Source organism: Streptomyces sp. NPDC087845 (genome assembly GCF_044742755.1).
Taxonomy (GTDB): Bacteria; Actinomycetota; Actinomycetes; order Streptomycetales; family Streptomycetaceae; genus Streptomyces.
In genome coordinates this window covers 168,116-193,976 of sequence record NZ_JBIUVC010000015.1, presented here as the reverse complement: position 1 = coordinate 193,976, position 25,861 = coordinate 168,116, and the positions used below count along the sequence as shown (strand labels likewise).

The following is a 25,861-nucleotide window of genomic DNA, read 5'->3' as shown; positions in this document are numbered from 1 at the left end:
GGAACTGAGCTGCCTGCCATGGTCCGAGATACCCAAATCACCTCGTGATCGCCCCAGCGAACAGAGCCATGCGGCTCGGCCAGAACCTCGGAGCAGGCGTCATCCCAGCGTCAAGACCGCTGCACCGTCGAGCGCCTCATGCGCGAGCTCGGCATCACCGGCGCCGTCCGCGGCAGGAGACGGATTACCTTACGCGCAGGGCGAGTTGATAGATCACTCGGACGCGGGATCGCAGTACGCATCGTTCGCGCTGGCCGAGCATCTGGGCCGAGCAGGGATCACGGCATCGATCGGCTCGGTCGGCGACGCCTACGACAACGCCCTGATGGAATCGACGATCAGCCTGTTCAAGACCGAGCTGATCAAACCCGGCCGGCCCTGGAAGACGCTCTCCCAGGTCGAGCTCGCCACCGCCGAGTGGATCGACTGGTACTGCCACCGCCGACTCCACGGTGAGATAGGCCATGTCCCGCCCGTCGAGTACGAGGCCAATCACTACATGGAATCCACGAAACCCCAGGTCACAACCACAATCTGAGATCTCTACCGAACCCGGGGCGGTTCACCTTCCCAACCGCGGAAGTCGCGCGCAAGACCATCGAGGAACTCGGTCAGGTATCCCGCACCGTCCCAGGCAGACACGGTCACAGCCTCGATCCGTGCACGCAGGCCGTCATCGACGGCCTCCACGGCGAATACGACCTCGAACTCATCTGTCCGCGACCAGTCGAACAACCGGATAGAGGGCGCTTGCGCCCCCGCCCCCCGAACGACGAGCTCGACCTGCCCAGGAACCACCTCGATCAGACTCACCCACTGAGGATAAGGACGCCAACACGGCGGCGTCATCGCCAATACGACGCGGTGCTACTTCCCGTCAACGTTGGGGGCTCCACATTCAGATCCCCGCCAGCAGCATCACGGTCAGTAGTGATTCGAGAGCCAGATTGATCAACTGGCGACAGTTGAATACGCGAGCCCACCAGTACCAAGGCCGTAAGAGCTGCCGCACGCACATCCGTCCCGCCGACCGGCGGGGTCCTGGGTGCGGAGCCCGCCTCACAGCCTCCGGGGGCGTTGTCCGAAGTGGTGGTTACGATCCCGGTCATGCGTCTTGAAGATCAGCTGGAAAGGCTGGCGGCACTGGGGCTGCCGCTCGCGGCCGGCCGGGCCGTGGACGAGTTGCTGTACTCGGGGCCACGGGAGGCATACGAGCGCAAGCCATTCGACCTGGTGCTGTTCGCGCTGGGCTGCGCGGTCGAGGAGGAGCCGTGGGAGCGGTGGTTCTGCGACCGGGCGTGGCACTTCGACACCGAGTGCGTCCGCGGCCGGGGTTCGTACGTGGCGATCGCCCGGCAGCTGTGCCGGATCGCCGGCCGGCCGGACGCCCTGTCCGGCTTGCGGGATCACGTCGACCTCGGCGCGGAGGAGGCGTGGATCGAATACACGGCCGACGGCCGGCGGGTCGACTGGCCCATTGACGTCAGGGACGACTGGGCCGACCTGATGGTGGTCGGCTATCTCATGGACGAACTGGAACACGGGGACTGGCGCTTCCATGTCCGGCACAACGGCCAGGCCATGACGCTCTTCTTCCTCGACGACGACGCGGCCGCGCGGCTCAACGCGCTGGCCGGCGGACAGGTGGTCGCCCCCTTCCCGGGGTAGCGGGCCCGCTCGCCCGGTACCTCCGCTCGCCGCGTAGACCGGTACATGGACGCTGCGGTCGACCAGCCACGCGCGGACGGCGGGCGTCTTGATCAGGACGTCACGGTGGCCCACCGGCCGGTGCCGCCTGTCTCGACGCATTCCTGATATGGATTCAGCGGGCCCGGCTGTTCCCGACAGTTCCAGGCGGATCCTGCGGCGTGGACGGTCGTGGCCCCTTCGTCGCCGCCGTTCCAGCTCCGCGTGTAGGCGCTCGCGACCTCAAGTGCTGTGGCGCAGTCCCTGGCGTGGGCCGTCCCCACCGTGAGCCCTGACGCTCGATCGGTGCCGCAGATGACGTCGGCTGCCTCGCTCGTGTTCTCGCCGACTGCCCTCGCCGTGGGTATCGTCAGAGCCGGTTCGGCGATGCCGATCACTCCTGCGGCTGCAGTTCTCATCGACGTGTTCATCCTCTTGTCTCCTTGTAAACGTCATGCAGGCATGACCTGCGAACCGCGATCACGAGGTGCAGTCCTGGGGGTGGGTCGCCGCAGGGGGAAGAGGGCCGGGGCGGGGTGTCCTGCTTCTCCTCCCCTGCGGCGGGTCAGGCGCGGACGGGGTCGTCCGTTACTCCGGCACGGTTCACCGGCCGAGTTGCCAGTCAGTGCCGTCTGGCGTGCCGGCTGGCGGGGTCAGTCGTCGCAGGTGTCGAGCATCTGGGACAGGGCGTTGACCTCGCTCCGGGTTGACGGTGAGGTTGCAGTTGGCCTTCACGCTGATCCAGGCCCGGCTGTAGGTGCACCAGTACGACTGCAGCGGCGGCTTCCAGTTCCCGGGGTCTTGTCACCCTTCCTCCGGTTGCTGCCGGCCGACACCGCAGTCAGCTGCTGGTGTACCAGGCTGGCGAACTTCGATCACCAACTGGAGGCATACGCAAAGGTGTTGGCCGAGATGGACGAGCGCTTGGCCAGTCTGTCACCACAGGAACGGGATGCGGTGGAGGCGGCGTCGAAGGAGCTGCGGAAAGTCCGCGCCGCTCAGGCGTTCTTCCGCGGTGACACCCTGACATCAGGAGGGCCCCGTGATGGATCCGACGACCGTTGCCCGCGAGGCCCGTGTAGAGCGGCTGCGGCAGGCACGGATCGCCGACGGCAAGGCCAAGACCAAGACCAAGCGGAGCCTCGACGCCGTCGCCAGCCTCATCGCCGCAGGCGAGCGGATCACAGTCGCGCGCGTGGCCTGCAAGGCCGCCGTCTCCACCTGGTTCGTCTACAACAGCCCGGACGTCCACCGGGCGGTGCAAGCCGCCATCCAGGAACAGGCCCGGCACGGCATTCCGGCCGCTGCCATTCTCCCGAGGCAACGGGTCAGCGAAGCCAGCCTGCAGACCGACCTCGCACTCGCCCGCGAAGAGATCAAGGGCCTGAAGACGGAACGGGACCGACTCCAGGATCGGGTCAGGCTCGCCCTTGGAGCCGAGATCGACGACGTCCAGCGGACCGTACTTCTCCTCCGCATTCGGGACCTGGAGAGCCACAATGCGCTCCTGATCTCTCAACTTGCCGAGCAGACCGAGCGAGCTGGCAGGATCGAACGCCGCACGATCGAGCTGGAAGACGAGGTCACTGCGGTCCGTAGAGCCCTCACCCGATCGATTCGAGCGGTTCCAAGCTCGCCTAGGTAGCCACCAGTAGCATCCACGTCGCCGTGATGAGGATCTGCTTCTTCGGCCAGGGCTGCTTCTCGCCTCAGTTCGTCCGCTGGGCAACGAAGTGGAAAAGGTGGGGGTTGAATCGTGTGGCTGGGGCCGACGGCCGTCGGGCCGTCGGCCCTGGTGACCGATGAGGGTCGCCGGTGGAGTGTCGGAGCTGTATGGAAGGCTTCTCCGTACGGTTTCGGTTCGTGGGAGAGGCGGCGAATATGTTGCCGGTGGGCGAGGTCTGACGGCTGCTGAAGAAGGGTGAGGTAGTCGGCGAGATCGTGATCGAGGACGGCGACTTCCCCTGGTTGTCAGGCCGGTTCCTGCCCGCTCCCGGCTTCGCCGCCGCGCGGCCTACGCCGAGCCCCGGCTGCGTGTGCTGTTGCCGTTCACCAGCCACGGCACCCTGATGTTCAGTAGGTGCACCGGGTTCCCATTCTCACGGGACGTCTCTGCAATCCACCCGCTCGGCGGCGGTCAGTATGCGGTGCACCACCGCGGCGAGGAGTTCACCAAGGAGCCCGCCTGCACGGCACAGGCAGCAGCCGCGCTCGTCGTCGCCCGCATGCAGGAGACGTGGGGGCCTGCGGTCGCCGGAACCGAGCACGACCTCCGCGGCCGCGAGACCCAGTGACCTCAGGGCGCCTTCCGGCTCTCTACCAACCCACGCACCGTCCGACGCACCAAAAGGCTGGCTGAGAGAACAGACGGGGTCGAAGGCTTGGCAGCCGTCACGCCGATCAGACCAGTCGTTTGAGGGTGTGCTGGAGCTCTCCCGCATCCAGCAGCCCTACGATCACATCCACCACTCCCGTGATGCCTGGGGAGCGGACGATCAGGCCGTCGGGGCACGAGAAGTACTGGCGGCTCAGGGCTTCTCCAGTGCCGTCCCACCGGTTCATCAGCCGGCCGGCCTCGTCGACGGTCAGGATCGTTGCGCCCCACCGCGATCCGTCAGGCAGGAGGACTTCGGCATCGGTGTTGCAGACCTCGCCGAGGTCCTCGTGTGGACCTGGGAGGAACCGGATCTCGAAGTCGTCGGTGCGGACCCGATAGAAGGGGCCGTCCCATCCTTCCTCGGCGTCGGGCCGGCCAGGATCATCGGCCGCGTCATCGGCAGTGGCGTAGTCGTCGGCTGCCTGCGGGTACAGGTCCAGCGCGATGTCGAGGCCGAGGTCTCCGGTCTTTCGTAGGAGCGCGGAGGGGAGAGCGCATCCGCCTTGACCTGTCTCACTGCCGAAGCCGAGGAACAGCTCCAGCTTGCAGTAGGCGGCCAGGCTCGCCAATGCCTCGTGCTTGCCGGCCAGGCGGAGGAGGAGTTCGGCGACGTGTTCCTCTGGCCGTCGGTCGTTGTCCAGGCCGCTCTGGAGAATCCAGACGGCGGTCTCGCGCCGACGGCTGAGTGGGTTCCGTGGGCTTGAGAGGCTTCCCCGCTCGTACTCGTGATCAGGGATGATGCCCAGCCGCACCGAGATCTCACTCGCACAGATGGTCCAGCTCGTGATCCGCAGGGATCCAGCCGACCACTTCGAGGACGGCATCGGCGACAGTTCTATCGGTTCGTCAGACACGGCGACACCGTGACGGGTCACCGTGCACCTGGCCAGCAGGTTTCTCCGGGGCTGCTGTGCCTCACGTGCCTCTTCCAACGATCTTCAGCTACATTGCTGTCCTGCCACTGGCTTTCTGTGAGTCTCCGGGACCAGCAGCGCAGATAACACGGGTGTCACAGGTGCCGTACTGGGTGATCCAGTACGGGAACTTCGCCCGGGAGTACCCGGGGACATCGTCCTCGTCGGCCACGACAAGGTCCCCGAGCAGCTCACGGGCCTTGACCACGTCCGGTGGTTCAGGGAGTTCACGCGGGGACGGGACCTGACCAGCGGGGGCATGGGGCCGACTGCGGTGGCGGTGGCCGGGGCGGCGGTCATCGCGAGCCCGGCGAGGGCCGAGACGGCCGTGAGGAGCACGGTGCGGCGCAGATGACGAATCATGCCGATCATGCTCCGGGCCCGGCCCCGGAAGAATCGTTGCTACCCGGCAGGTGTCATCCGCGCGGGCGGGAAGTCGTACCGGGAGCCTCAGCAGGCATGCGGAACTGGAACGCTGACCGGATGGCCTCGCGCCCCGACCACCTCGGCCTGCGATCGTCTCCGAGCAGCTGCCGAGTGCCCCGGGCTACGCCGGGCCCACCCTCACATGCCGCACCCCGGGGCGGTTGTTGCCTCGGAGTGCCGCATGGCAGAACGGCCTCGGTTTCTGGTCAGCCGTCACTCAAGGGGATCTGTTCTCGTTGGGCAGCTGCCAGGCGGGCGCAGACGGTCGCGGGCTCGGATCGGGTCTGTCGAGCTATGTGACCGGATCTGCCCTCGTCGTCGACGGCGGACTGGCCTCGGTTATCCGACATCTGTTCAAGACCTGCGTGGGCCGATCCGGCCGACCGCACCTTCCGCGAAGGAATGCCATGAGCGAGAACAATCCGAGCGAGGCCGCCAAGGCGATCATCCGTCGCAACACCGAGGAGGTACAAGGCGGCGGGGACTTCGTCCTCTTCGACGAACTGTTCGCCGACGACTTCCTCGACCACACACCGCAGCCGGGACGTACGGCCGACAAGGCGGGCACACGTCAGCTGTACCAGGTGCTCCGCGAAGCCTTCCCCGACTTCCATGCCATCATCCATTGGCAGTCCGCCGACGGCGACCTCGTCACCACGTACAAGACGTATCACGGCACCCACAAGGGCGAGTTCTTCGGCATCGCGCCCACCGGCAAGCAGATCAGCTTCGAAACCGTGGACGCCATGAGGGTACGCGACGGGAAGATCACCGAGCACTGGGGCGTCGCGAACCTGTTCTCGCTGATGCAGCAGCTCGGCGCACTGCCTGCTGCCGTATAGGTGCTCGACCTCCCTGTACGAGAATCCGGCCCGGCAGACCCCCACGGTGGCCGTCGATCGACGGCCTGCCAAGCCATCGGGCCGACAACTCAAGCCCGGCCGCGCACCTGACACGAGACAGACCGGTCCCGCCGACGCGCCCCAGGAAGAACACCCCGACCAGCGAGCAAGCGACCACCCCGTGACCGACACACACCCTCAAGCACCGCTGTGGTGTTGATCAGCGTGGCTCGGGGTCCGCCGCGGCTGCTACTCGCCCGGCAGTAACACCCTTCAGCCTCCGCGAACTCGCGGGCCTCCTGGGGCCGGGTAGGAACAGAACAGAAAGCCGGCGTGGCTGTTCAGAAGTTCTGACGGCCGGATAGCAGGAGGACGCAGGCCACGGCCAGGGGTCCGCAGTGACCGCGGACCGGGAGCTGAACGAGGATCGCAACCCCTCTCAGGCAGTGCGTCACGTGACTCACTGGTGGCGGTCACCCTCCGGGGCGGCCGAGGATCGCAACACCCTGTCGAGATGGCTACCGAACGTCGAAGCCGACGGCGGCGACGTGCCCGGCCAGCTCGGGGGCGATGGCCGCCCACCGCTTCCGCAGGGAAGCGGTGGGCGGCCGGGAGCTCCCGTGCCCGCTCGGTAACCAGCGCGCTGATCGCGGACCGCAGCGCGACCCGGGCCAGATCGACCCCGGGCACCTCTCCCATGCCTGCCCCCAGGTGGTGTAGCCGAGGGCCAAGTGCCCGAGACTGGACAGGCGCTACACCTGCGCGACGAACGCCCGGGTGAACAGGCGCTGTGCCGAATGCTCGCCGTACCGCTCGATGTGGTCGTGGACGACCTCGCGGTCGACGGCGCGGTTGCGCCAGTCCAGGACCTGCTCCCTGATGAGGTCCTCAAGGACCAGCTCCTGGTCGTCGATGTCGGCGAGCTCCAGTTCCGAGGCAGCGACAACTGCGACCCCGGTCACAACACTTCACGGGTCTGCCGCGCGGGCGCCAGAGCGAAGAAGTCGCTGACACATCCGTAGGGGCCGGTGGCGGCATCCGTCGTCTCCCGGTTGACGAGACCGCATAATCGGCCGGGGGTGTGGCCGGACAGCGCGCGGAAGTCCCGGTTCATGTGCGCCTGGTCGTGGTAGCCGCTCACCGCGGCGAGTTCCGCCAGGGAGCGGTAGTGATGAGAAGGCAGCCTGAGAGCGCACTGGAACCGGATGATCCGGGACAGAGTCTGCGGCGGTATACCAATGTGCTCGCGGAAGAGAGCCTGAATACGTCGGCTTCCCCTCCCGGTGTTCCGGCACAGCTCACTCGTGGTCATCTCGCCGCGATGGGACCACAGCTCGTTCCATACCTCGGCCACCAGGGGTGAAGCGGGAGGACAGTCAGCCAGCCGTCCCGCCAGGGCGTCGTCAATGATGGCCCACCGGCTTGCCCAGTCCCGGGCCGCGGCGAGCCGCTCGGTGATCCTTAGGGTCCATCCCGTGCCCAGGATGTCGTCCGGGTCGGCAAGTGCGTTCGCGAGGTGGTGCAGTGGGATGCCGAGGTAGCGGTGCGCGCCGATAGGTGTGAACTCCACCTCGATCGCCCGCCCGGCACCTTGATAGCCGGCTAGGAGATCAGTGGTCCGCAGGCCTGCGAGCATCGAGGGCCAGCGTTCCGCTCGCGTTTCACCGGCTGGGTTGTCAAGGACGTGCAGAGGCTCCCCCCAACCCAGGAGCAGCGTCACGCGGGCGGAGGGAAGCGTGACCCTGAGCGGTCTCGCGCCAGGCATCCGGTATCCCCGATATCTGACCACGTGATCACGCAGCCATGCCGGGGGTCTCCGCTCAATTCTCTCTCCCGGATTCTCCGATGCCACTAGCCTGCCCTTCCGTCTTCGAGGCGTGGTGTCGCACGTCCACTCGCGCGGGACGGTGCGTGTTCGTACAAGAAACCGACTGGCCTTGGGCGCCATTCTGAGTGGGCACCCGGGTCATGGTGAAGGCCAGGACCGGACGACCGCGTGCGAGGGAGGGCCTTGGGGCGCGGGGCGAGCAGCGGGGCGGCGACGGGGGAGCCGCCCCTGCGCTTTGACCTTGTTCGGCTTTCGCCCGACCCGGGTGGTCATCTCTGTCCGGGCAGCGATCCACCGCTGTCCACACAACACAGAAGGGAACTATGATGCGTACGCGTCAACTGCTCGGTGGCATAGCGCTCGGCGGGGCAATGCTGGTCGGTACCGCCGCGGCACCGGCCCAGGCCGCCGCCCCCGTACCCACGACGGCGGCCGGAGGCTGGACAATGTCCATTGGTGGCCCCATCAGGTCCTGTGCCTCCGCCAACTGCGGGACGGTCTCCCAGACCATGTACGGGGACGACATCTACTGGACGTCGTCCCTGATCAACTCAGCCGGGAACCGCTGGTACAGGGTGACCTACCCGGCCTCTGGCTACATCTATTGCGGGAACATCACCGAGCCGTGCTGACCGGGTGGCTGCGACCCGACCGCCAGCGTTGACGGCCGGGGAACTCACCGCTGTTGAGGCTCTCGGCCGCCATGGGGTGGGTGGTCGGCAGGCTCCGGGGAGGCGTCCCACGAGCGCCGCTGCAGACCCCGCTGCCCATCGACCTCGCCGTACCGTGCGCCCGCGGCGCGCAAGAACGCCCTGAGCGGCCGAGAGCCACTCGACGGAGTGATTTTCATCGATCTGTCGCAGACGGCAAGTCGACGACAGATCGCTGAGAATCGGCATTCCACGGTGCCGTGTCGACTTCCCAGCGGTAGCACGACGATGCGGAGGGACAGCAGATGCGGTTCTGTGGTCATTGGCTGATGGTCTCGGAGTCAGTGGCAGTCGTCCTGCATTGTTTCTGCTTGGAATCCGCCTGTGGGCCCGTACGCCGCCGCGTACGGGCCCACAGGCCTGTGCCAGGCCCCCTACCGTTTGCGCAGCACGCCGTCTTCTGCGATGTTGCGCCGGATCTCGAAGAAGTCGGCGTTGGCGAGGTTCATGTCCGCCGCGAACGAGACCAGCAGCCCGGGAGCATGCCCGGCCGGGGACGTCACGACACCAGGCCGGCCCCCTCCAGCTCAGTCAGCCGTACGGTGCACAGACCCCCACGCTCGGCCTTCACCTCCGTCACCTTCAGCTGCGTCCCCGGCGCGAGGATGTACTCCTCCTCACCCGTGAACGCGGAGAACCGCCGGATCCCCACCGCCCGCGCGGGTGTCACCTCGAACAGCGTCCGCCGGCCACGCCCGCCGAGGAACGCGCGGGCCACACCCAGCTCGGACGTGCACGACGACACGCCCCACCACGTCACCGTCCGCCCCAGCGGGTACTGGGACCGCAGATCCAGCGCCACACCACGCCACAGCGGCCGCGTCTGCGTCGGCAACGCCTCCATAGCCGAGAACAGCAACCGCAGGTACGGCAGGTACGGCACCACGCGCTCGCGGTCCGACGAGCGCAGCACGGCGTTGATCTCGCGGTAGAAGCCCGACTCGCACGTGTACAGGTAGAGGGCCGAGATCGCATCGGCCGACAAGGCGCCCACGGCCTCCCCTGACAGCGCGCCCGCGGACGCCGCCTCCGCGGCCTTCGTCTCCCCGAAACGGCTCGACAGATCGATGTGCCGATCCAGGTGCGCGAGCACCCGCGAGACCGGCTCGACGGCCTTCCGGAAGTCCATCAGCGGCGTGTCGAACACCCCGGTGACGGGCGGCAGGACGAGGCCCTCGTCCTTGACGCTGGTGAGCCGCTCCAGATACAGCTGGTGCAACTCCATCGTGGACGCGATGAACGCCCCCATCCGCTGCGCGACACCACCGTCCTCCGGCCCGCCGGCCCCGCCCGTACCCTCGTCCCAGCCCTTCTGCGGCAGCCAGTCGACCGGCTCGGCCCCCACCGCCGCCAGAGCGTCGTTCACCTGGGCGAAGTGGTCGCCCTCGCAGAACAGATCCCCCTGCGCGGCCGGATTGGCGTGGTCCAGGTGGCGGACCTGCACCCCCGGGTACTTCTTCTCCAACCGCTGGACGACCCTCTTCAGACTCCGGGCGTGCGCGCCCCACCAGGCGAACACCACCCCCCGGTCGTCCTCCTCCACCGCTTCCTGCTTCGCCCGGAGGATCTCCTCGGCGATCTGCTCGGCCACGGGGCGCCAGAACGACGTGTGCCGATCGGTCGCCATCGCACCGTCCGCGCTCGCCGTGAGGGACGCGTTCAGCAGCAGCACACCCTGGGTGAGCATCGCCTGGAACCACTCGGGCGGCTGAACCGTGCCCTCCTTCTTCAGCAGGGCGCGGACGTCGGCGATCGGGGTCTTCTTGACGATGCCGTACTTCCACATCGCGGCCGCCTTGATGAGGCAGCGGATGCTGACGACCCGGCCGAACTGACTGTCCTTCCAGTCGGTGAAGGTGTTGTCGAACATCGCGATGCCGGTCGCGCTATCCGCCCGCGGATAGGGGTTCTGCCCGAAGACGACCACCTTCCACTTCTCCGGCGGATGCGGCTTCAACGCCTGGAACGTCAGCTCACGCACCGGAACGACCTCCGGGCTGCGCTTCGGGCCGATGAAGTCGGCGGCTCCCGGCTGCGCCTCGATCACCGGTCCGAGCAGCGGCAGCCACGGCTCGCCGCCACCGGTGAACAGGCCGGCCAGTCCCAGCGATCCCCCGCCGGGGAACCGGCATCGCCCGCGGCCGTCACGTCGACATCACTCACGAGGGTGGAACTCCCGATACTCGAACCGGACGCCTCCAAGGGCGCCCCGGCATGCTGAACAGATGCGGCAGGGTCGTCGCCGGTGTCCGCGCCGTGGGCGGCACCGGCCTGCGAGGTTTTCGGGTCAGTGGCGAAAGGAAGGCCGCTGCGGCACGTTGATCCGGACCCGCCGTGCGGACCCCGCTCCCTCGATGTCGTCGAGCTGCCCCAGTACGGCGGCCCGCAACTCGTCGTAGTCCGCGAAACCGTGGTCGTGGAAGAGGGTGTAGCCCGTCCACATCAGGTTGGCGCACACCTTCGCGGGCACCTGCCCGGTCTGCGCGCCCATCCCGACAAGGGCCACCGACCGGATGCTGCCCGGCTTCGCCCGGTTCTGCAGATGCACCGCCTGGAAGGCGGCCGCGCAGGCCAGGGCCACGTTCATCGTGTCGCTGACGTTCTGCGACGACTGGCGCATGGTGGGCGTCGAGATCAGGTACCGGGGTACGTCCGCCCCGGACGGGACGCACACCGCGCTGCCCACCGGCAGCCGTCCGCCGAACCGGTCGCGGATCGCCCGCTGCACCCGCACCTGGATGCCCGCACCCAGGTACCGCTTGACGACGGCGTCGACCCCACCGTCCATCCGGCCACGCTCGTTGGTGGGGGATACCCAGGCGTCGGCGTCCACATCAAGAAGGGAACCCCGCCTGATCTCGACCTCCGGCGTGTCCGCGAACGCGGACCGCCAGGCCGTCACCACCTCGTCGTTGACGTCGACCAGGACGACGCTCAACGCATGCCTGACACCCACGAATTCACCCCTCTCACCCCGTGATCTCGAACAGCACCGAAGCTACCGCGCGCCACTGACAGCGCCGTTCGACAAGGTTGTTCGAGCAGAGGAGCGGGGAGAGGGAAGACAGGCACACCAGACACGTGAAGGTGGCCAGGCGGTGGTGCCGGCCGCCGCCCTGTCCCTGCTCGGACGGCTCGATCCGGTGTCGTCCTGTCGGCTCAGTAGTCCATGTACAGGTGTGTGCTGGTGTCCCGCAGAGCGGATCGCCGGTCGGCGATCCGGACGTGCGGTCCGCCATCGGCCCGGTGATGTGCCAGGGCCTGGCGCACCCTCTGCCGGACCCACTCAGAACTGTCCGTGCCGCAGTCGGCCCAGAGCTCGTCGACGACGTCGCTTCCCTCCGCAGCCGGGAACGTCCCGCACGCCTCCAGCGCGGAGACCAGGTACCGCTCCAGGACGTTCGCGGCCTGCTCGAACTGCACCTCGGCGAGAAACAGGAACACCCGCCACCGGAGCGCACGAGTGTTGTAGGGCGCATGGGACCGGCACGACCGGACGGCCAGAACGCTGGCAGTGGTCACCCTCAGTCAGCGGTTGTTGGGACTCAGCAGCGTGGCGGCCGCGGCGACAAAGGCGACGGATGCTTCCTTGGCCACATGCCGCCGGGCGTCCGACTCGGTCCGGTCCATGGCCTTGCGCAGCGCGTACTTCGCCACCCGGCACCAACTGCGACGCCTTCGAGCGAAGGCCGACGCCGGGCCGTCGGAGTACCGGATCGGCTCACCTTCGCGGTAGCCGGACAGCACGATCACCAGGGCTCGGTTCACGTCGCTGGCGATCCAGCGACTCCAGCCACGGGCCTCTCCCTGTGCCCGAGCGGCCTTCCAGGCCCGGACCAGCCAGGGATCGGCCAGGTCAGCATGCCGCTCCCGGTCGAACCGGCGGAAGTCCCGAGTGCCGGTGAACAGCGTCAGTTGCATCCATTCCGTGATCACGTGAGACGGGTCGGGAAGCGGCAGCCGCCTCAAGACGCGTCGCCCGGCTTCGCCGACCGACGGCCCTCCGTTTCTGGGCCGCTGCAGGTTCGCGAAGAACAGTTGCTGGCAGGTCACATGCCGTAAGTACGGCTCGATCACCGACGCCTTGCCGCTGACCTTGATCGCCCAGGTTGCCTGAGCTCGGCAGAGACGGCAGTAGCTGTGTTTGTCATCGACCGGGACCTGCCGTCGGCAGCCGGCGCATTCGCCTACGGCGTGCTGCTGGCCGTAGGTGTAGCAGCCGCAACAGAAGCGGCCGGGCAGCTGCCCCCAGGCCAGCACGTCGGTCTCGAACTGCTCCAGTTCCTCCGCCGAGACCGGACCACGGAACTCGCGCAGATCGCGTACAGCAGCCAGCGCCAACCCGAGCCTCCCCACCTTCAGCCCGACCGTAGACCGATCGGACAGCATGAGAACGCTTCAGAATTCCGAAGTTGCGTCACCAGGTGACATGGCACCCGGAAGAGGAAGAACCCCCTGGCCACAGCAGCAGACACTCAGCGGGCCTCAGGAGAACTCGCGGGATGTCGCACAGTGGGCGGGAGGCCGTCCCCGCCTACTCAGCCCTGACGACGAGGACTTCGTCGTCCAGACGGCCACCACCCGCCCGGCCAAGCTCGGGCAGTCGGCAGTGGCCGGGCCGAACAAGGCCGCCCCGACCGGCTTCCGGCCACCTACCACCGCACGCACGGCGTGACCCACTTCCACGGCTGCTACTCGATCGGCGACGACACCCTGTGGGGCGTCAACCGGCGCCGCAAGGGCACCGCGAACACCCTCGCCGCGCTCAAGACGCTCCGGGCCGCCCGACCCGACGGCGCCCCCGTCTACGTGATCCTGCACAACCTCTCCGCCCACAACGGCAAGAAGATCCGCCGCTGGGCCCGCAACAACAACGTCCACCTGTGCTTCACCCCGATCAACGCCTCATGGGCGAACCCGATCGAGGCACATTTCGGACCGCTGCGGCAGTTCACGCTGGCGAACTCGAACCACGCGAACCACACGGTCCAGACCCCCGCGCTCCACGCCTACCTGCGCTGGCGCAACGCCAACGCCCGCCACCCCGACGTTCTGGCGGCCCAGCGCAAGGAGCGCGCCCGCTTCCGCAGAGAGAAAGGCCTCCGCTGGGGCGGCAGACCGGTGGCCGCTGCGGCCTGACTACTGCGACGCCCGAAAGGCTGCCCCCGCGGAGGCGACACTCAGGTCGATTACGACCTCCTCGCCCTCCCAGCGGCCGCGCTCCGAGATCGCAAGGCCGATCAGTGCCAGCTCACCAGCCTGGTCCCGCAGCGCGTACTGCTCATGGGTCTCCTCACCGAGCTCACCCAACTCGTCACGATCCCAAGCGGCCGCCGCGGCCTCGGCCGTAGCCCTGGGCAGTCGCACCGTGACACGGCCAACCTGGGCGTCGACATGCTCCCCGATCGCTGCCAGCACCTTCGAGTCTTCCCGATACCGGGCGTACTGCTCTTGATCCACCACAGGGCGAGGCTACTCGGACTGCTGGACCTGTCTCGACTGAATTAACCCGGCGAACCTATGCGGTCAGAGCACTGGCCCAGGACCTGTTTCTCGGATCTCCTGACCTGAGTCGGGTGTTGGGGCCAGGCTGGCTTCGTGGGCCGTGGAGGTCTGAGCAAATGCGGAATGGGATCGGCTGGAGGCGTTCTTACCTCCTGGTGGTGCGCGTGGGGGCCGGTGGAGTGATCACCGTCGGGTGATTAACGGGGTGTTGTACAGGGTTCGGACGGGTGTGCTGTGGCGGGATCTGCCGGAGCGTTCGGGCCGTGGGAGACGGTCTATAAATGGCATCGTCGCTGGTCAGCCGATGGAACCTGGAAGATGCTGCTGACTCGCATCCAGGCAGCCGAGGACGCCGAGGGCGGCATCGACTGGGACGTGTCGGTGGACTCGACAGCCGTGCGGGCCCACCAGCACGCCGCCGGCGCGAGGAAGGCGCCCCCGACCGCCCTCCCCCAAAGGGAGACCGAACGAGGGACGAATCGGGTCAATCCAGCACTCCGGAAACTGGCCGTCCGCCTGGAGGAGGTGGTCAGGTCGGCGAATGTCTGGGACGTTCTCGTGGAGGATTCACCACCAAGATCCACCTCCTCGCCGACGGACGATGCCGGCCCCTTGCCTTCGTCCTGACACCCGGACACTACGGTGACGGACCCCAGCTCGAGCGGGTCCTGGAGCAGATCTTCGTGCCCCGAGCCGGAGTCGGACGCCCTCGCACCAGGCCGGACCGCGTCCTGGCGAACAAGGCCCGCACGTGTCGGCGTACACCCGGAATGTGGCTCTGGCAGGATTTTCGTAGCCGGAGATCATCTCAGCGGGACGGTCGGCCGGTCCGCGGAGTGGGCAGCCTGCAGCTGTGCTCTGTTGAAATAGCAAGCCTGTTACCGCAGTTGGTCAATGTTCTGGTGATCTCGGCCGATGTCTCCGATGCTGTCGTGACGGTCCGCGCCCGCACGAGGTCCGGTGTTCCAGCGGGATGTACGGGATGCGGCCAGCTCAGCGCGTGGTGTCACAGCCGTTATGTACGGCACCTCGCCGATGTCACTCTCGGAGGCCGGCCTCTGCGCATCGAGTTGTCCGTTCGCCGCCTGTACTGCGAAAACCCGACTTGTCCGAAGGCGACCTTCGCCGAGCAGGTGCCGGGGCTGACCGTGCGCCACCAGCGGCGCACCCCACAGTTGCAGCGCCTGGTAGAGGCCGTCGGTGTGGTGCTGGCCGGCCGGGGCGGTGCCCGAATGCTGCGGATCCTGAACGTCACGCTCTCGCGGCTCGGCCTGGACCGCCGCACGGTACGCAAGTACGCCCGAGCCCGCACCTGGCAGGAAGCGATGCGCCGCCCGCCCCGCAAGCCTCCACCCTGGACCCCTACCTCGACTACCCGCAACAACGCTGGGACGAAGGACAGCACAGCGCGAAGATCCTGCACGAGGAACTCCGGACCAAGGGCTGCCTCGGCCACTACCAGCGCGTGAAAATGGCCGTCGCACCCCTACGACGGGGCCTCCCCCTGGACGAGCCACGCGAGCGACCGCCCTCCCCACGCGAAGCCGCCCGCTGGATCACCACACATCCGGGCCGCCGCAGCCCACACATCAACGACCGCCTGGCCCGGCTTCTCGATCACTGCCCTGAACTCAGGCACACCCACGACCTGGTCCGCCGATTCGCCAGCATGCTCGACAACCATGACGCGACACCCTTGCCACGCTGGCTGGATGACCTCGCAAACAGCGGACTGGCCCCTCTCGCCGGCCTCGCCGGAGCCCTGCGCGAAGACCGGCATGCCGTCGCCCAGGGAATCACCACCCCTTACAACTCCGGGGTCAACGAAGGTCGCATCACCGATGTCAAGCTGCAAAAACGCCTGATGGCCGGACGCGCCGGCATCCCACTTCTCCGCCACCGCGTCGTCCTGATCGCCCACCTCCGCCGCCACTACGCGGACCGGCCGACCGTCCCTCCGAGATGATCTCCGGCTACGAAAATCCTGCCAGAGCCACATTCACGCGAACGCCGACACCTGGCGGTCCAGGATCGACAGCAGGTCGTCCTCGGCGAACCGTCCGACCGTCGCCGCGGTGCCAAGAGCCCGGTCGGCATCAGCGGTCCCGTAGAGCTTGGCGAGCGCGACCGCGTCGGCCATCTTCGCCCTGATCCGCCGGACTCCGGTCGCCGCGGCCTCGACCAGCCAGGCCGCCGCGCCCGGTCCGATCGCCAGGAACTGGGCCTCGGCCGGGTTGGTCGGCTTCGGTGTGCGCTCGCCGCGCGGAGCGTCGGGGGCGACGCGTCGGTCCCTATACGTCGCGGGCGATGGTGATGAATCGTTCGAGTTCGCCGGGGATGTCGGGGCCGGTGGGCTGGTAGGCGATTTCGGTGATGCCGTCCCGGGCGTAGGCGCTGAGCCTGTCGCGGATGCGGTCGGGGGTACCGGTAACGGTGGTGGAGGTGATGGCCTGCCAGCTTCCCGCGTTCCAGGCAGCGATGTCGGCCGCGCTGAGGTCGGTGAGGTGCTGGTCGTGCACGGCCAAGTGGCGTTGGGCGCGGGGATGGGCGGTGATGGCGTCGAGCCAGGCGTTTCCGCCGGGCAGGGCGGTGGGGTCGCCGCCGAATTCGTAGGCGGCGTGGTGGGCCAGAGCGTTGCCGGGTCCGGCGGCGGCGCGGACGCGCAGGGAGTCGAGTGGTTCGTCCTCGCCCAGGACGGTGCCGTGGATGCCCAGGGCGGCCCAGGTGAACTCGTGGGCGTGGGTGGTCTCGCCGTTGACGCTGAAGAGGCCGTCAGCGATCTCGCGGGTGACAGCGAGACCTTTGGGGCCGAGCGCGGAGACCAGCACCGGAATGTCGATGGGGCGCTGCGGTGCGTTCGTGCCGGGATGCATCATGCGCATGGGGGCCCCGTCCCATTCCACGGTCTCACCGCGCAGCAGACCGCGTACCGTCCGGACGTAGGCGCTGAGATAGGACCAGGTGGCCGGGGGTGCGCCGAGGGCGCGCGTGCCGTTGAAGCCGGTGCCGAAGGCGAGGGTCACTCGGCCGGGCGCGAGGGCGGCGAGGGTGGCGGCGCCGGAGGCGTTGACCATCGGATGGCGCAGTGTCGGGACGAGGACACCGGGGGCGAGGCCGATGCGATGGGTGCGTTCGGCGGCCAGTGCCAGCATCGCCCACACGTCGGGGCTTTGGGCGGGAGTGTCGTGAAGCCAGGCGCGGTGGTAGCCCAACTGATCGGCGACGGCGATGTGTTCGGGCGAGTGCAGGGATGTGGCGAACTGACAGGAGATGTCCATCGGTCAGGCTCCTTGGGCTGGAAGGAAATTCCCAGTTGCGTTATCAGATTTGCGCTCTGCCGCCATCAACGAAAAGTTCGATTCCCGTGACGAAGCTGGAGTCGTCCGAGGCCAGGAAAAGCGCCGCCTTGGCGACTTCGTCGGGCTCCCCCATGCGGCCCATCGGGATGGTGGACGCAATCCTCTCGATGGCGTCCTGGGGTTGCGCCGCCACAAGCGGCGTTTCGATCGGGCCAGGGCTGAGGACGTTGGACCGGATACGGCGATCCTTCAGCTCTACCGTCCATCCTCGAACGAAATTTCGGATGGCAGCCTTGCTGGCGCCGTAGACCGAGAACCCGGGGGTTCCTTTGACGCTCGCAACGGAGCCCGTGAGAATGACAGAAGCGCCGTCATTCAATAGCGGTAGGGCCTTCTGTACCGTAAAGAGCGCCCCCTTCACGTTGATGTCGAAAATTTTGTCGAAATGGTCTTCCGTGATGTCTTCCAGCGAAGCGAACTCACCCAGACCGGCGTTGGCGAAAACGACATCGATCCGCCCCTTCGCCTTGACGGTCTCGTAGAGGCGGTCAAGGTCGGCCAGTTCGGCGACGTCGCCCTGAACGCCGGTTACGTTGCCGCCGATTGCCTGCACGCCTTCATCGAGTTCTTTCTGGCGGCGGCCCGTGATGAAGACATGGGCGCCCTCCCTGACGAAGAGCTTCGCTGTGGCCAGCCCGATCCCTGTGGTGCCGCCGGTGATGACCGCAGTTTTTCCCTGCAGCTTGCCCATGGTCACTGCTCCCGATAGTGGTGGATACGGATGGTCGGACGCCCCGGGTTCATCCCGGAGGATGCAATCATCATTCGGAAAGATCAGGTCGAGTCGATACGCCCACGCCCAATGGCGAATTAATCCACCGAGCGGCTGCAGGTCCGGATCCCTGTTCCGCGATGGTTCTCCCGGGTGGTCATGGGGGCGGGATCACCCGGGGCGGGTAGTCAGGGATCTGTGCCACCAGTTTCTTTCCCGTACTCGCCCCTTTGAGGAGCCGTCGTGAAATTCGGGGTCTCGACCTTCATCACCGACCAGGGCATCAGCCCGACCTCGCTCGGAACCGCCCTTGAGGAACGCACATTCGACTCGTTGTTCATCGCCGAGCACAGCCATATCCCGGCGAGCCGCGAGACGCCCTACCCGGGGGGTGGTGAGCTGCCGGAGATCTACTACCGCACCCTCGACCCCTTCGTGGCCCTGACCGCGATCGGTGTGGTGACCGAGCGGCTGCTACTGGGGACCGGCATCGCGCTGATCCCGCAGCGCGACCCGATCATCACGGCGAAGGAGGTGGCCTCGCTCGACCTGGTCTCCGGTGGCCGCGTGATTCTCGGCGTCGGTGTCGGCTGGAACCGTGAGGAGATGAGGGACCACGGCACCGACCCCTCCACCCGCGGCCGGCTCACCGACGAGCGGCTGCGTGCCATGCGGGAGCTGTGGACCGCGGAGAAGGCCGAGTTCCACGGCGAGTTCGTGAACTTCGATCCGGTCTTCGCCTGGCCCAAGCCCGTGCAGCGCCCCCACCCACCGATCTACGTCGGCGGCGGCGAGGGCGCGTTCCGACGGGTGGCGCAGCTCGGCGACGCGTGGCTGGCCAACAGCGTGTCGCCGCAGGAGCTCGGTCCGCAGATCCTGCGGCTGCGCGCCCTCGCCGACCGCGAGGTGCCGGTGACGGTGTATGCGGCTCCCGACGATCCCGAGCAGATCGAGGGCTACATCGGTCTGGGGGTCGAGCGGCTGCTGTTCTACGTACCGACGATGCCTGAACGGGAGACGCTGGAGTACCTGGACCGACTGGCCGAAGTCGCTGCCCGGTACCGCTGAGGCGCCGGGAATGCGGGACCGGTTTGCGATTCCGTACCGCCGTGACTACCGCGGTGGGGTGCGATGCCCGCTCTGACGAGAGCCGAGGCACGGGAGCGGTTCGCCGCTGCACGCATCGCTCACCTCGCGACGGCCGACGCGGAGGGCCGCCCGCACCTGGTTCCGGTGGTGTTCGCTCTGGACGGCGACACGGTGATGCTGGCCGTGGACCACAAACCGAAGCGGACGACGCGGCTGAAACGCCTGGCCAACATCACCGCCAACCCGTCGGTCTGCCTGCTCACCGACCACTACGAGGATGACTGGGACCGCCTGTGGTGGGCCCGGGCCGATGGCGAAGCCCGAGTGCTTCCGCCGGCGGACCGGTCCCCCGAAGCGGTCCGCTGCATCAGCCTGCTCACGGCGAAATACCAGCAGTACGCCGACCGGCCACCCGGCGGACCGGTGGTCGAGGTCTCGGTCCTGCGCTGGAGCGGCTGGCGGGCGTCATGACAGCACGTCGTCACAGAGTGCGAGCACTTCGGCCGTCAAATCCAGGAGGCGGCCCGGGCCCCCGCGGGCGAGCAGCCGCGCTGTCGCGCGCCTGATGCCGGAAGTGCCCCGGGGCACCACTGCCGGCAGCCCTCGACGTAAGGGGCGGACATGCCTGTTCCGCCCGCCCGGGCTCCTCCTGGCTGTTCAGCCGCGTACGCCGTCCCGTCCGGGCCTCCCTGGGTCGCCCTCCGGGCGGACCGGCCGCCTCTCGCACCGCGCTGCCGTCGCAGGTTCGAGGCGGACAGGGCCGACCGCGGCAAGCCAGGCGTCGGCGATCAGCCTGTGGCCGAGGGGACTCGGATGGACCCTGTCCGGGGCGAGGTCCGCACGAACCACCTGGGCTTCGTTGGCCGGCGCGGCGCGAAGGACGGCGTCGGTACGGGGCGACAAGTCCTCTTACCAGGCTTCCTGGTCGGAGGCGACCGGGAGCAGAAAAGGGGTGATGACGACCAGTCGTACGGACAGTTTCCGCGAGGAGGCGGCCGAGGCATGCCTCGAACTCGCCGACCGGGCTGATGAGTCCCCGGTCATAGCGCCGCCAGGTGTCATTGTGCCTGTCGCAGCGCTCATACCACCGCTCGAACGCCGCCGTCACCTCGCGCATCCTGGCCGGCGCGATCTCCGTCGAACCGTCGTCGCCTGCCAGGCGCACCGGTGCCTCCGCCGAGATCAGCACCTCCAGACTGCCCAGCGGCAACTCCGGGCGCGCACCCAACGGACCGAGCAGGGCCTCGCACATCGCCGTCGCGGACACGGGAGGTGCCGTCAATTGGGCAAAGCTGCGGCAGTGGTCGTCACGCTGGGCCTTGGGTCGCTGACGCGGGCCGCCCTTGAACCAGTCGTACTGCCCCACGCCGATCACGAACGCGTGCAGCGCCGGGCCGTGGATGGCGCGATCCCTGAGCGTTGTCACGAGCGGGTCCCCTCGGCGATGCGGCGGGCCAGGCGGCGATGAAAGTCCGGCGAGGTGAGATAGGCGCCGTGCGGCAGCAGGGCCCCGCTGTCGAAGACCAGATCCTCGGCGCCGGCGAACACTGGCCCGGCCGCGAACGCCAAGGGATCCCGTACGTCCACAACGTTGATCCACCGCGTCACGTTCGGCAGCATCGGTACCCTCGCAACGTGCGGGGACGGCACAGCCGGGTCGCTCGCCGCGAACAGCTTCAACTCCTCGAACAGGCCGACCTGCGTGCCCACGGTGACCAGAAGGTCGATGCGCACATCGGGCCGGTGCAACGAGAGGACGTCGTGGACGATGTTGCCGCCCATGCTGTGCGCCACGACGATCAGCGGATCACCGTTCTCGCGTGCCGTGCTGGCCGCGCAATCCAGCGCCTTGCCCACCAATTCAACGACAGGACCGGGCTGTTCGACGCTGCCACGCCCAGCGAGATACCCGGCGACGTCCGCGAACAGCAGCGCGCTCTTCGGCGTGAAGCGCCGGCTCACTGCCATCACACCGCCGGCGACGGTCTTCGCGAGGGCAGCGTTCATCCGCCGCACGGCCGCCCGCGCGGGCCGGGGCACGCGCATGCCGCCGAACCTTTCCCACTCGCCCGGTGCGTCACGCGGCCCGCTGTCGTCGTCCCACTGTCCCTGCCAGATGTTCATTTCCTCGGCCAGGCGATCCAGGAAATCGATGTCGCCCTCGATCTCGCCGATCCACGCGAAGAACTCGACTCCGTCGCCGTGCCGGCCCTCGCCGGTCTTCCACGCCCAATAGGCAACGGCTCGCGCGCAGAACGCCACCGTCGTGTCCCGCTCTTCTGCCGAGCGCGCCTCCAGCGACACCGCTAGCAACTCCACGGCCCACAGCAGCGACTTCCGCGCGGCCGTCACCAGCACGCGCCCCTCCACGACATCCGGCCCCGCCGCCACGACCCCGACGACCATCTCCGCGACCGAGACGTCGATCGCCGGCCTGTCGTCGCCCAGGGACTCCACGCCGTCGACGCGCAGGCTCGCCCAGTTCCATGCCGGCGGCGACAACAGCGCACCCCAGTGCGGATTGAGGATCGGGGCCTCGGGCGACCGACAGCCCGCCGCCGGCAACAACGCGAGCCTAAACCAGCTGTCCCGCAAGGCTGCCCGCCCCTTGTCCTCCGCCTCTCGATTGCCGATTCCGTGCACGTGGACCAGCGCCATCGTTCCCCCCTCAAGCCCGGACCGCCCATTCTGCAACACTGGACCATCCTCTCGATGGCGGGTGAACTGCTCAGGCGAACACGACTTTCGAAGACAGACCGAGTAGGCCCCCCCGGGTGCTGGTCTGATCTCGGACCGTGGCGGTGGCAACCACCACCAAGCCCTCACCGCACGCGTGTGGGATACCAACGACCTGTCCGACTCTGTGGCCAGGCACGCCATGGGCCACTGCGCAGTGTTGAGCCTCGCCAACCGCCCCGAGCAATCGGATCCGCGCTGCTGGAGCATTGCACGGCGAGTGATGTCTCATCGTCGGCACGGCTTCCGCCGAAACGCCCTCGTGTGGCAGACGCGCTTATGCATTTTCCCACCCCCTCACCCCCGTCCGGCAGGGCTTAGCGCCGCAATCCGCTTCGCCACAGGGTCGTCATCATGCGGTATTGGGAAAGGGTCGACGACCTCACCAGCCTTGCGACAGACCCCAGTTCCCGTCCGAGAACCCGCTGAGGGGCCGCCTGCGCTGCCGATCGGGTACGCCGGGTCGGCTCCGCCGTGCTCTCTTCGCAAAAGTCGAGTGGATCCGAAGGAGGCGTCTCGGGCTGCCAGAGCTTCCTGGGACTCCTCTGGGACTTTCGGCCTCATCAACGGGCACGCGCAGGAGACACCTGAAAGGTGATTCTCACGCAGGTCAGCGCCCCGCAACCGCGTATCACCGCAGGTCACGAAGCAAACTGTTCTCTTCCGGGACAACTGACTACCAGCAGCTCCGCGCAGAGCGTCGCCCGCCCTCGGCGCCCCACTGATATACGCCACCCTGACAGGGCCTGACCTGCCCAACAGGCCGCCTGACGCCCCATCAGAACGAGCGTTACGAGCGTCATTTCAGCGTCAATATGTCGCCCGTAACGCCCACACCGCACATAATACCCACGCACAAAACTGCAGGTCAGGAACCCTTAGCCGCCGGTTCGAGGATCGCCACGCACTCCACATGATGCGTCATCGGGAAAACGTCAAAGATTTCACCGGAGTCGCCGGAAGCCGTAAGAGCAGAGCGAACGCATCACACCAGGTCAGCGCACCCGACCCCGCGGTTTCAGGGCGACAGGCGGCAGTTCGGGGGCGGGCAGTCGATCGCCGTCGTAGCCCTTCACCTCGCCGAAGCGGGTGGTCGACATCCAGCCCTTCCGCGCCTCCTCGATCTCCTCGTGGGAACGCCCGATGAAGTTCCACCACATCACGATCTCCTCCTCGAAGGGCTCGCCGCCGAGGAGCATGAGGCCCGCGTCGGTGTCCGCGCGCAAGGGGAGCTCGGCTCGGCCGCAGCCGAGGTAGAGCATGGAGCCGGGTAGTACGGGAACGCCGTCGACCTCGGCCTGGCCGGACATCGAGAGCACCGCGTACTCGAAGTCCGGGTCCAGCGGCAGACGGGCGTCGGCTCCGGCGTCGAGGGACAGGTCGGCGCCGACGATCGGGGTGTACGCGGTGCCGGGCGAGGCGGCGCCGTCGAGTTCGCCCAGGATCAGCGTGGCGGTGAGGCCGGGGGCGGTGACGGTCGGCAGTTCGGTGTGGTGCTGGAAGTGCGGCTCGACGTGGCGGTGGGCATCCGGCAGCGCCACCCACAGCTGCGCACCGTGCAGAAATCCCGCGTGGGACTTCGGGCTCTCCTCGGAGTGGCTGATGGCCCGGCCGGAGGTCATCAGCCCCAGCTCGCGCGGGCGGATCGTCCGGAGACTGCCGAGGCTGTCCCGGTGCAGGACCTCGCCGTCGTGCAGCCAGCTGACCGTCTGGAGGCCCATGTGGGGGTGGGGCGGCACTTGCATCCCGGGTTCGCCGGCGATGTCGTCGGGGCCGTAATGGTCGACAAAGGCCCATGCGCCGACCATCCGGCGGCCCAGATTGGGCAGCAGTCTGCGGACCTCGGTGGACTCACCCAGTTGGACATGGCGCGGGGTGAGAAGTTCACGTACGGGCTCGGCGACGACGAAGCCCCGTCCTCCGCAGACGGAGAGTGCGGCCTGGCGATCGAGATTGCTCATGGCGCTCAACCTATTCCCGTGCGGGCCCGGGGTGCCGGTACCCACGCCGATAAAGTAGTGGAATATTCAACCAGCCTGCCATGTTCCTCTGTCTGAAGCACGGCCGAATGTGTGGCCGGGGCAGCGGCAGGGCAGACCCGGGAGCGATCCGGGGGCGGTCCGTGAACGAGGAGGTCAGAGGTCAAGTGAGCGACACCTATTTCGAGTTCGGTACGGCCGCCGACCGCTGGGACCGTGCGGGGATGTTCTTCGAAGCGAAGGAGTACATGACCGCTGCCCGGATTCTGGAGGGGCTCGTCGAGGAGGTGCCGGAGCAGGTCTCCCCCCGGCTGCTGCTGGCGCGGGCCTACTACCACTCGGCCCGGCTCGGCAGGGCCGAGACGGAGCTGCGGGCGGTTCTGGAGCGCGACCCGGTGGAGCCGTACGCCCGGCTGATGCTCGGCCGCACGCTTGAGCGCCAGGGGCGGAGTGCGGAGGCGACCGGTCATCTGCGGATGGCTGCGGCGTTCTCCGGGGACTTCGGCTTCGACGAGGACCGGACACGGCCCCAGCGGTCGTGAAGGGCGTTCGGCGGGCGGTCAGGCCGTTCCGTCAGGGGGCTCCCCCGGCGGCACTGAGTACTGGATCGGGCGACTGCCCCAGCGGCGCGGTCAGCCGGTCCGCGGTGGGCGGCACGTGGGTTCCGGGCACTGATGCCCGTGTGCCGTCCACGTCGGCGGACACGCCCGGTACCTCCGGGGTGAAGACCGCGGTGTGCACGGCGGCGCGGACCCGCCGCGACATGGCCGCGTCGTCGAAGGTCGCGGGGCGGGCGGTGAGCATCCTCGACGGGCTCCGCGCTCTCGCCGCGCGGCCTCTTCGTCGCGAGGCATACGTCGTGGTCCGCCACCGCGGACAGGAGGCCCTCCTTGTCGCCGAAGTGGTGGTGGAGCGCCGGGGCCCACCCGAGCCGCCTCGCACACACGGCCCGGGTGGAGATGTCCCCGTCCGGGTCTCCGCGACCAGTCGCGCCGCGACTTCCGGACAAACCCGATGCCGCCCGCTCACGCCGCGTGATAATTCACTCGGTCATGACCGATCTCGAGACTCCCCGCCTCCTCCTCCGTCCGATGAACGCCTGCGACGCCTTGCAGGTGAGGGCCGGCACGCCGGGAGCCGGCGCCCGCTGGGCTGCCGGATATCCGTCCCCCGGTGACCTGGCCGCGGCCGAGCGCTTCCTCGGCACCTGTACGTCGACGGGTGATCCCGGCCCCTTCGGTTCGTACGAGATACGCCGTCGCCGGGACGGAGTGGCGATCGGCGGGCTGGGATTCCACGGCGCCCCGGACGAGGACGGACACGTCACGATCGGCTACGGCCTCGTCCCCTCGACGCGTGGAAGGGGATACGCCTCCGAGGCGCTGCGCGCACTGCTCCGGTTCGCTCGCCACCAGGGGGTGAGCTGTGTGCACGGCGACGCCGACGTGGACAACCTCGCGTCCCAGCGTGTCATGGAAGCCGTCGGCATGCGCCTGGTGAAGGAGGACCCTCGGCTGAAGCACTACCGGATCGACCTGGACCGCCGGGCCGAGGAGTAGCGGGCCGGCGGCCGGCGGTCCCTTCCGGCGGACGGGGTGGGGCGCGGCGCGGCATGACAAGGCAGCGGAACCCGCCGGGAAGCTCCCGGCGGGTTCCCTTGCCCGCTGATGGTGAGATGTCCGCTGGTGGTGAGAGCTC

Annotated in this window: 29 protein-coding genes and 2 pseudogenes; 14 read left to right on the top strand and 17 right to left on the bottom strand. The window is 68.1% G+C overall.

Going from position 1 to position 25,861, the window contains the following annotated elements; genetic code table 11:
* Positions 1–205 precede the first annotated feature (205 nt).
* Positions 206–538 (top strand): integrase core domain-containing protein, encoded by a 333-nt coding sequence (locus ACIOMQ_RS31875; RefSeq protein WP_362202857.1) that lies wholly within the window; start codon positions 206–208, stop codon positions 536–538.
* 5 nt (positions 539–543) lie between these two features.
* On the opposite strand, the gene ACIOMQ_RS31870 is transcribed toward ACIOMQ_RS31875, so the two are convergent.
* Positions 544–813, bottom strand: coding sequence for a DUF6228 family protein (locus ACIOMQ_RS31870; RefSeq protein ID WP_362202860.1), 270 nt, complete (start codon positions 811–813; stop codon positions 544–546).
* 294 nt (positions 814–1,107) lie between these two features.
* Here ACIOMQ_RS31870 and ACIOMQ_RS31865 point away from each other — a divergent pair, with 294 nt between their 5' ends.
* The gene (locus ACIOMQ_RS31865) at positions 1,108–1,668 is read left to right on the top strand and encodes a hypothetical protein (protein WP_401939914.1); all 561 of its coding nucleotides are present in this window, start codon (positions 1,108–1,110) and stop codon (positions 1,666–1,668) included.
* A 92-nt stretch (positions 1,669–1,760) separates the two neighbouring features.
* Here ACIOMQ_RS31865 and ACIOMQ_RS31860 read toward each other — a convergent pair whose 3' ends face one another.
* A complete protein-coding gene (locus ACIOMQ_RS31860; protein WP_401939911.1) occupies positions 1,761–2,117 on the bottom strand; it encodes a hypothetical protein in 357 nt (118 codons plus the stop codon).
* Between the two features lie 614 nt (positions 2,118–2,731).
* Between ACIOMQ_RS31860 and ACIOMQ_RS31855 the strand changes: the two genes are divergently transcribed.
* On the top strand, positions 2,732–3,331 hold the full coding sequence (locus tag ACIOMQ_RS31855) for a DUF6262 family protein (RefSeq protein ID WP_402191355.1): 600 nt from the start codon (positions 2,732–2,734) through the stop codon (positions 3,329–3,331).
* Positions 3,332–3,722: 391 nt separating this feature from the next.
* Positions 3,723–3,980: a DUF6193 family natural product biosynthesis protein gene (locus ACIOMQ_RS31850; protein ID WP_402191352.1), complete on the top strand. Its 258-nt coding sequence runs from the start codon at positions 3,723–3,725 to the stop codon at positions 3,978–3,980.
* 106 nt (positions 3,981–4,086) lie between these two features.
* Here ACIOMQ_RS31850 and ACIOMQ_RS31845 read toward each other — a convergent pair whose 3' ends face one another.
* Positions 4,087–4,887 (bottom strand): DUF4279 domain-containing protein, encoded by an 801-nt coding sequence (locus tag ACIOMQ_RS31845; RefSeq protein WP_402191374.1) that lies wholly within the window; start codon positions 4,885–4,887, stop codon positions 4,087–4,089.
* Positions 4,888–5,810: 923 nt separating this feature from the next.
* On the opposite strand from ACIOMQ_RS31845, the gene ACIOMQ_RS31840 reads away from it, so the two are divergent.
* A complete protein-coding gene (locus tag ACIOMQ_RS31840; protein WP_362202878.1) occupies positions 5,811–6,245 on the top strand; it encodes an ester cyclase in 435 nt (144 codons plus the stop codon).
* 752 nt (positions 6,246–6,997) lie between these two features.
* Here ACIOMQ_RS31840 and ACIOMQ_RS31835 read toward each other — a convergent pair.
* On the bottom strand, positions 6,998–7,207 hold the full coding sequence (locus ACIOMQ_RS31835) for a hypothetical protein (RefSeq protein ID WP_401939901.1): 210 nt from the start codon (positions 7,205–7,207) through the stop codon (positions 6,998–7,000).
* Positions 7,204–7,881, bottom strand: coding sequence for a helix-turn-helix domain-containing protein (locus ACIOMQ_RS31830; protein ID WP_402191350.1), 678 nt, complete (start codon positions 7,879–7,881; stop codon positions 7,204–7,206). The genes ACIOMQ_RS31835 and ACIOMQ_RS31830 overlap by 4 nt, the downstream gene beginning before the upstream one ends.
* Positions 7,882–8,396: 515 nt before the next feature.
* Here ACIOMQ_RS31830 and ACIOMQ_RS31825 point away from each other — a divergent pair.
* Positions 8,397–8,705: a hypothetical protein gene (locus ACIOMQ_RS31825; RefSeq protein WP_362202888.1), complete on the top strand. Its 309-nt coding sequence runs from the start codon at positions 8,397–8,399 to the stop codon at positions 8,703–8,705.
* 452 nt (positions 8,706–9,157) lie between these two features.
* On the opposite strand, the gene ACIOMQ_RS31820 is transcribed toward ACIOMQ_RS31825, so the two are convergent.
* The 5 genes from ACIOMQ_RS31820 to ACIOMQ_RS31800 all read right to left on the bottom strand — a co-directional run bounded on the left by ACIOMQ_RS31820 (position 9,158) and on the right by ACIOMQ_RS31800 (position 13,172).
* Positions 9,158–9,286 carry a hypothetical protein gene (locus ACIOMQ_RS31820; protein WP_362202891.1) on the bottom strand — a complete coding sequence of 43 codons (129 nt, stop codon included), beginning with the start codon at positions 9,284–9,286 and terminating at the stop codon, positions 9,158–9,160.
* Positions 9,283–10,830 (bottom strand): ADP-ribosyltransferase domain-containing protein, encoded by a 1,548-nt coding sequence (locus ACIOMQ_RS31815; protein WP_402191347.1) that lies wholly within the window; start codon positions 10,828–10,830, stop codon positions 9,283–9,285. The genes ACIOMQ_RS31820 and ACIOMQ_RS31815 overlap by 4 nt, the downstream gene beginning before the upstream one ends.
* 240 nt (positions 10,831–11,070) lie before the next feature.
* Positions 11,071–11,739, bottom strand: coding sequence for a macro domain-containing protein (locus ACIOMQ_RS31810; RefSeq protein WP_351197848.1), 669 nt, complete (start codon positions 11,737–11,739; stop codon positions 11,071–11,073).
* A gap of 203 nt (positions 11,740–11,942) precedes the next feature.
* A complete protein-coding gene (locus tag ACIOMQ_RS31805; protein WP_401267966.1) occupies positions 11,943–12,227 on the bottom strand; it encodes a hypothetical protein in 285 nt (94 codons plus the stop codon).
* A gap of 84 nt (positions 12,228–12,311) precedes the next feature.
* Positions 12,312–13,172, bottom strand: coding sequence for a hypothetical protein (locus ACIOMQ_RS31800; protein ID WP_402191344.1), 861 nt, complete (start codon positions 13,170–13,172; stop codon positions 12,312–12,314).
* A gap of 121 nt (positions 13,173–13,293) precedes the next feature.
* On the opposite strand from ACIOMQ_RS31800, the pseudogene ACIOMQ_RS31795 reads away from it, so the two are divergent.
* Positions 13,294–13,922 (top strand): annotated as a pseudogene (locus tag ACIOMQ_RS31795) (transposase); the annotation flags it as partial.
* Here ACIOMQ_RS31795 and ACIOMQ_RS31790 read toward each other — a convergent pair.
* Positions 13,923–14,246 carry a hypothetical protein gene (locus tag ACIOMQ_RS31790; protein ID WP_362202905.1) on the bottom strand — a complete coding sequence of 108 codons (324 nt, stop codon included), beginning with the start codon at positions 14,244–14,246 and terminating at the stop codon, positions 13,923–13,925.
* A 135-nt stretch (positions 14,247–14,381) separates the two neighbouring features.
* Here ACIOMQ_RS31790 and ACIOMQ_RS31785 point away from each other — a divergent pair.
* From ACIOMQ_RS31785 to ACIOMQ_RS31775, 3 genes and pseudogenes are all read left to right on the top strand, one after another.
* Positions 14,382–15,049, top strand: a pseudogene (locus tag ACIOMQ_RS31785) (IS5 family transposase); the annotation flags it as partial.
* Between the two features lie 9 nt (positions 15,050–15,058).
* Positions 15,059–15,757: a transposase family protein gene (locus ACIOMQ_RS31780; protein WP_402191372.1), complete on the top strand. Its 699-nt coding sequence runs from the start codon at positions 15,059–15,061 to the stop codon at positions 15,755–15,757.
* A 200-nt stretch (positions 15,758–15,957) separates the two neighbouring features.
* Entirely contained in the window at positions 15,958–16,254 is a 297-nt protein-coding gene (locus tag ACIOMQ_RS31775) for a hypothetical protein (RefSeq protein ID WP_402191342.1), read from the top strand.
* Between the two features lie 33 nt (positions 16,255–16,287).
* Here ACIOMQ_RS31775 and ACIOMQ_RS31770 read toward each other — a convergent pair whose 3' ends face one another.
* The 3 genes from ACIOMQ_RS31770 to ACIOMQ_RS31760 form a co-directional block, all read right to left on the bottom strand.
* Positions 16,288–16,428: a hypothetical protein gene (locus ACIOMQ_RS31770; RefSeq protein ID WP_401757187.1), complete on the bottom strand. Its 141-nt coding sequence runs from the start codon at positions 16,426–16,428 to the stop codon at positions 16,288–16,290.
* Positions 16,429–16,579: 151 nt separating this feature from the next.
* A complete protein-coding gene (locus ACIOMQ_RS31765; RefSeq protein ID WP_401757185.1) occupies positions 16,580–17,566 on the bottom strand; it encodes an LLM class flavin-dependent oxidoreductase in 987 nt (328 codons plus the stop codon).
* Positions 17,567–17,609: 43 nt separating this feature from the next.
* Positions 17,610–18,338, bottom strand: a complete 729-nt coding sequence (locus ACIOMQ_RS31760; RefSeq protein ID WP_401757183.1) for a glucose 1-dehydrogenase — start codon at positions 18,336–18,338, stop codon at positions 17,610–17,612.
* A gap of 264 nt (positions 18,339–18,602) precedes the next feature.
* On the opposite strand from ACIOMQ_RS31760, the gene ACIOMQ_RS31755 reads away from it, so the two are divergent.
* Together ACIOMQ_RS31755 and ACIOMQ_RS31750 are read left to right on the top strand one after the other, a co-directional pair.
* Positions 18,603–19,427: an LLM class F420-dependent oxidoreductase gene (locus ACIOMQ_RS31755; RefSeq protein WP_362202914.1), complete on the top strand. Its 825-nt coding sequence runs from the start codon at positions 18,603–18,605 to the stop codon at positions 19,425–19,427.
* Positions 19,428–19,490: 63 nt separating this feature from the next.
* Complete coding sequence (locus ACIOMQ_RS31750) at positions 19,491–19,919, top strand: TIGR03668 family PPOX class F420-dependent oxidoreductase (RefSeq protein WP_362202917.1); 429 nt, start codon at positions 19,491–19,493, stop codon at positions 19,917–19,919.
* Between the two features lie 951 nt (positions 19,920–20,870).
* Here the strand turns inward: ACIOMQ_RS31750 and ACIOMQ_RS31745 are convergent.
* Together ACIOMQ_RS31745 and ACIOMQ_RS31740 are read right to left on the bottom strand one after the other, a co-directional pair.
* On the bottom strand, positions 20,871–22,106 hold the full coding sequence (locus ACIOMQ_RS31745) for a hypothetical protein (RefSeq protein WP_402191339.1): 1,236 nt from the start codon (positions 22,104–22,106) through the stop codon (positions 20,871–20,873).
* A 1,073-nt stretch (positions 22,107–23,179) separates the two neighbouring features.
* A complete protein-coding gene (locus ACIOMQ_RS31740) occupies positions 23,180–24,145 on the bottom strand; it encodes a pirin family protein (protein WP_402191337.1) in 966 nt (321 codons plus the stop codon).
* Between the two features lie 185 nt (positions 24,146–24,330).
* On the opposite strand from ACIOMQ_RS31740, the gene ACIOMQ_RS31735 reads away from it, so the two are divergent.
* Positions 24,331–24,705 (top strand): tetratricopeptide repeat protein, encoded by a 375-nt coding sequence (locus ACIOMQ_RS31735; protein WP_362202926.1) that lies wholly within the window; start codon positions 24,331–24,333, stop codon positions 24,703–24,705.
* A gap of 31 nt (positions 24,706–24,736) precedes the next feature.
* Here the strand turns inward: ACIOMQ_RS31735 and ACIOMQ_RS31730 are convergent, their stop codons facing one another.
* Positions 24,737–24,967, bottom strand: a complete 231-nt coding sequence (locus ACIOMQ_RS31730; RefSeq protein ID WP_401267937.1) for a hypothetical protein — start codon at positions 24,965–24,967, stop codon at positions 24,737–24,739.
* A 248-nt stretch (positions 24,968–25,215) separates the two neighbouring features.
* On the opposite strand from ACIOMQ_RS31730, the gene ACIOMQ_RS31725 reads away from it, so the two are divergent.
* On the top strand, positions 25,216–25,722 hold the full coding sequence (locus ACIOMQ_RS31725) for a GNAT family N-acetyltransferase (RefSeq protein ID WP_401267934.1): 507 nt from the start codon (positions 25,216–25,218) through the stop codon (positions 25,720–25,722).
* Positions 25,723–25,861 lie beyond the last annotated feature (139 nt).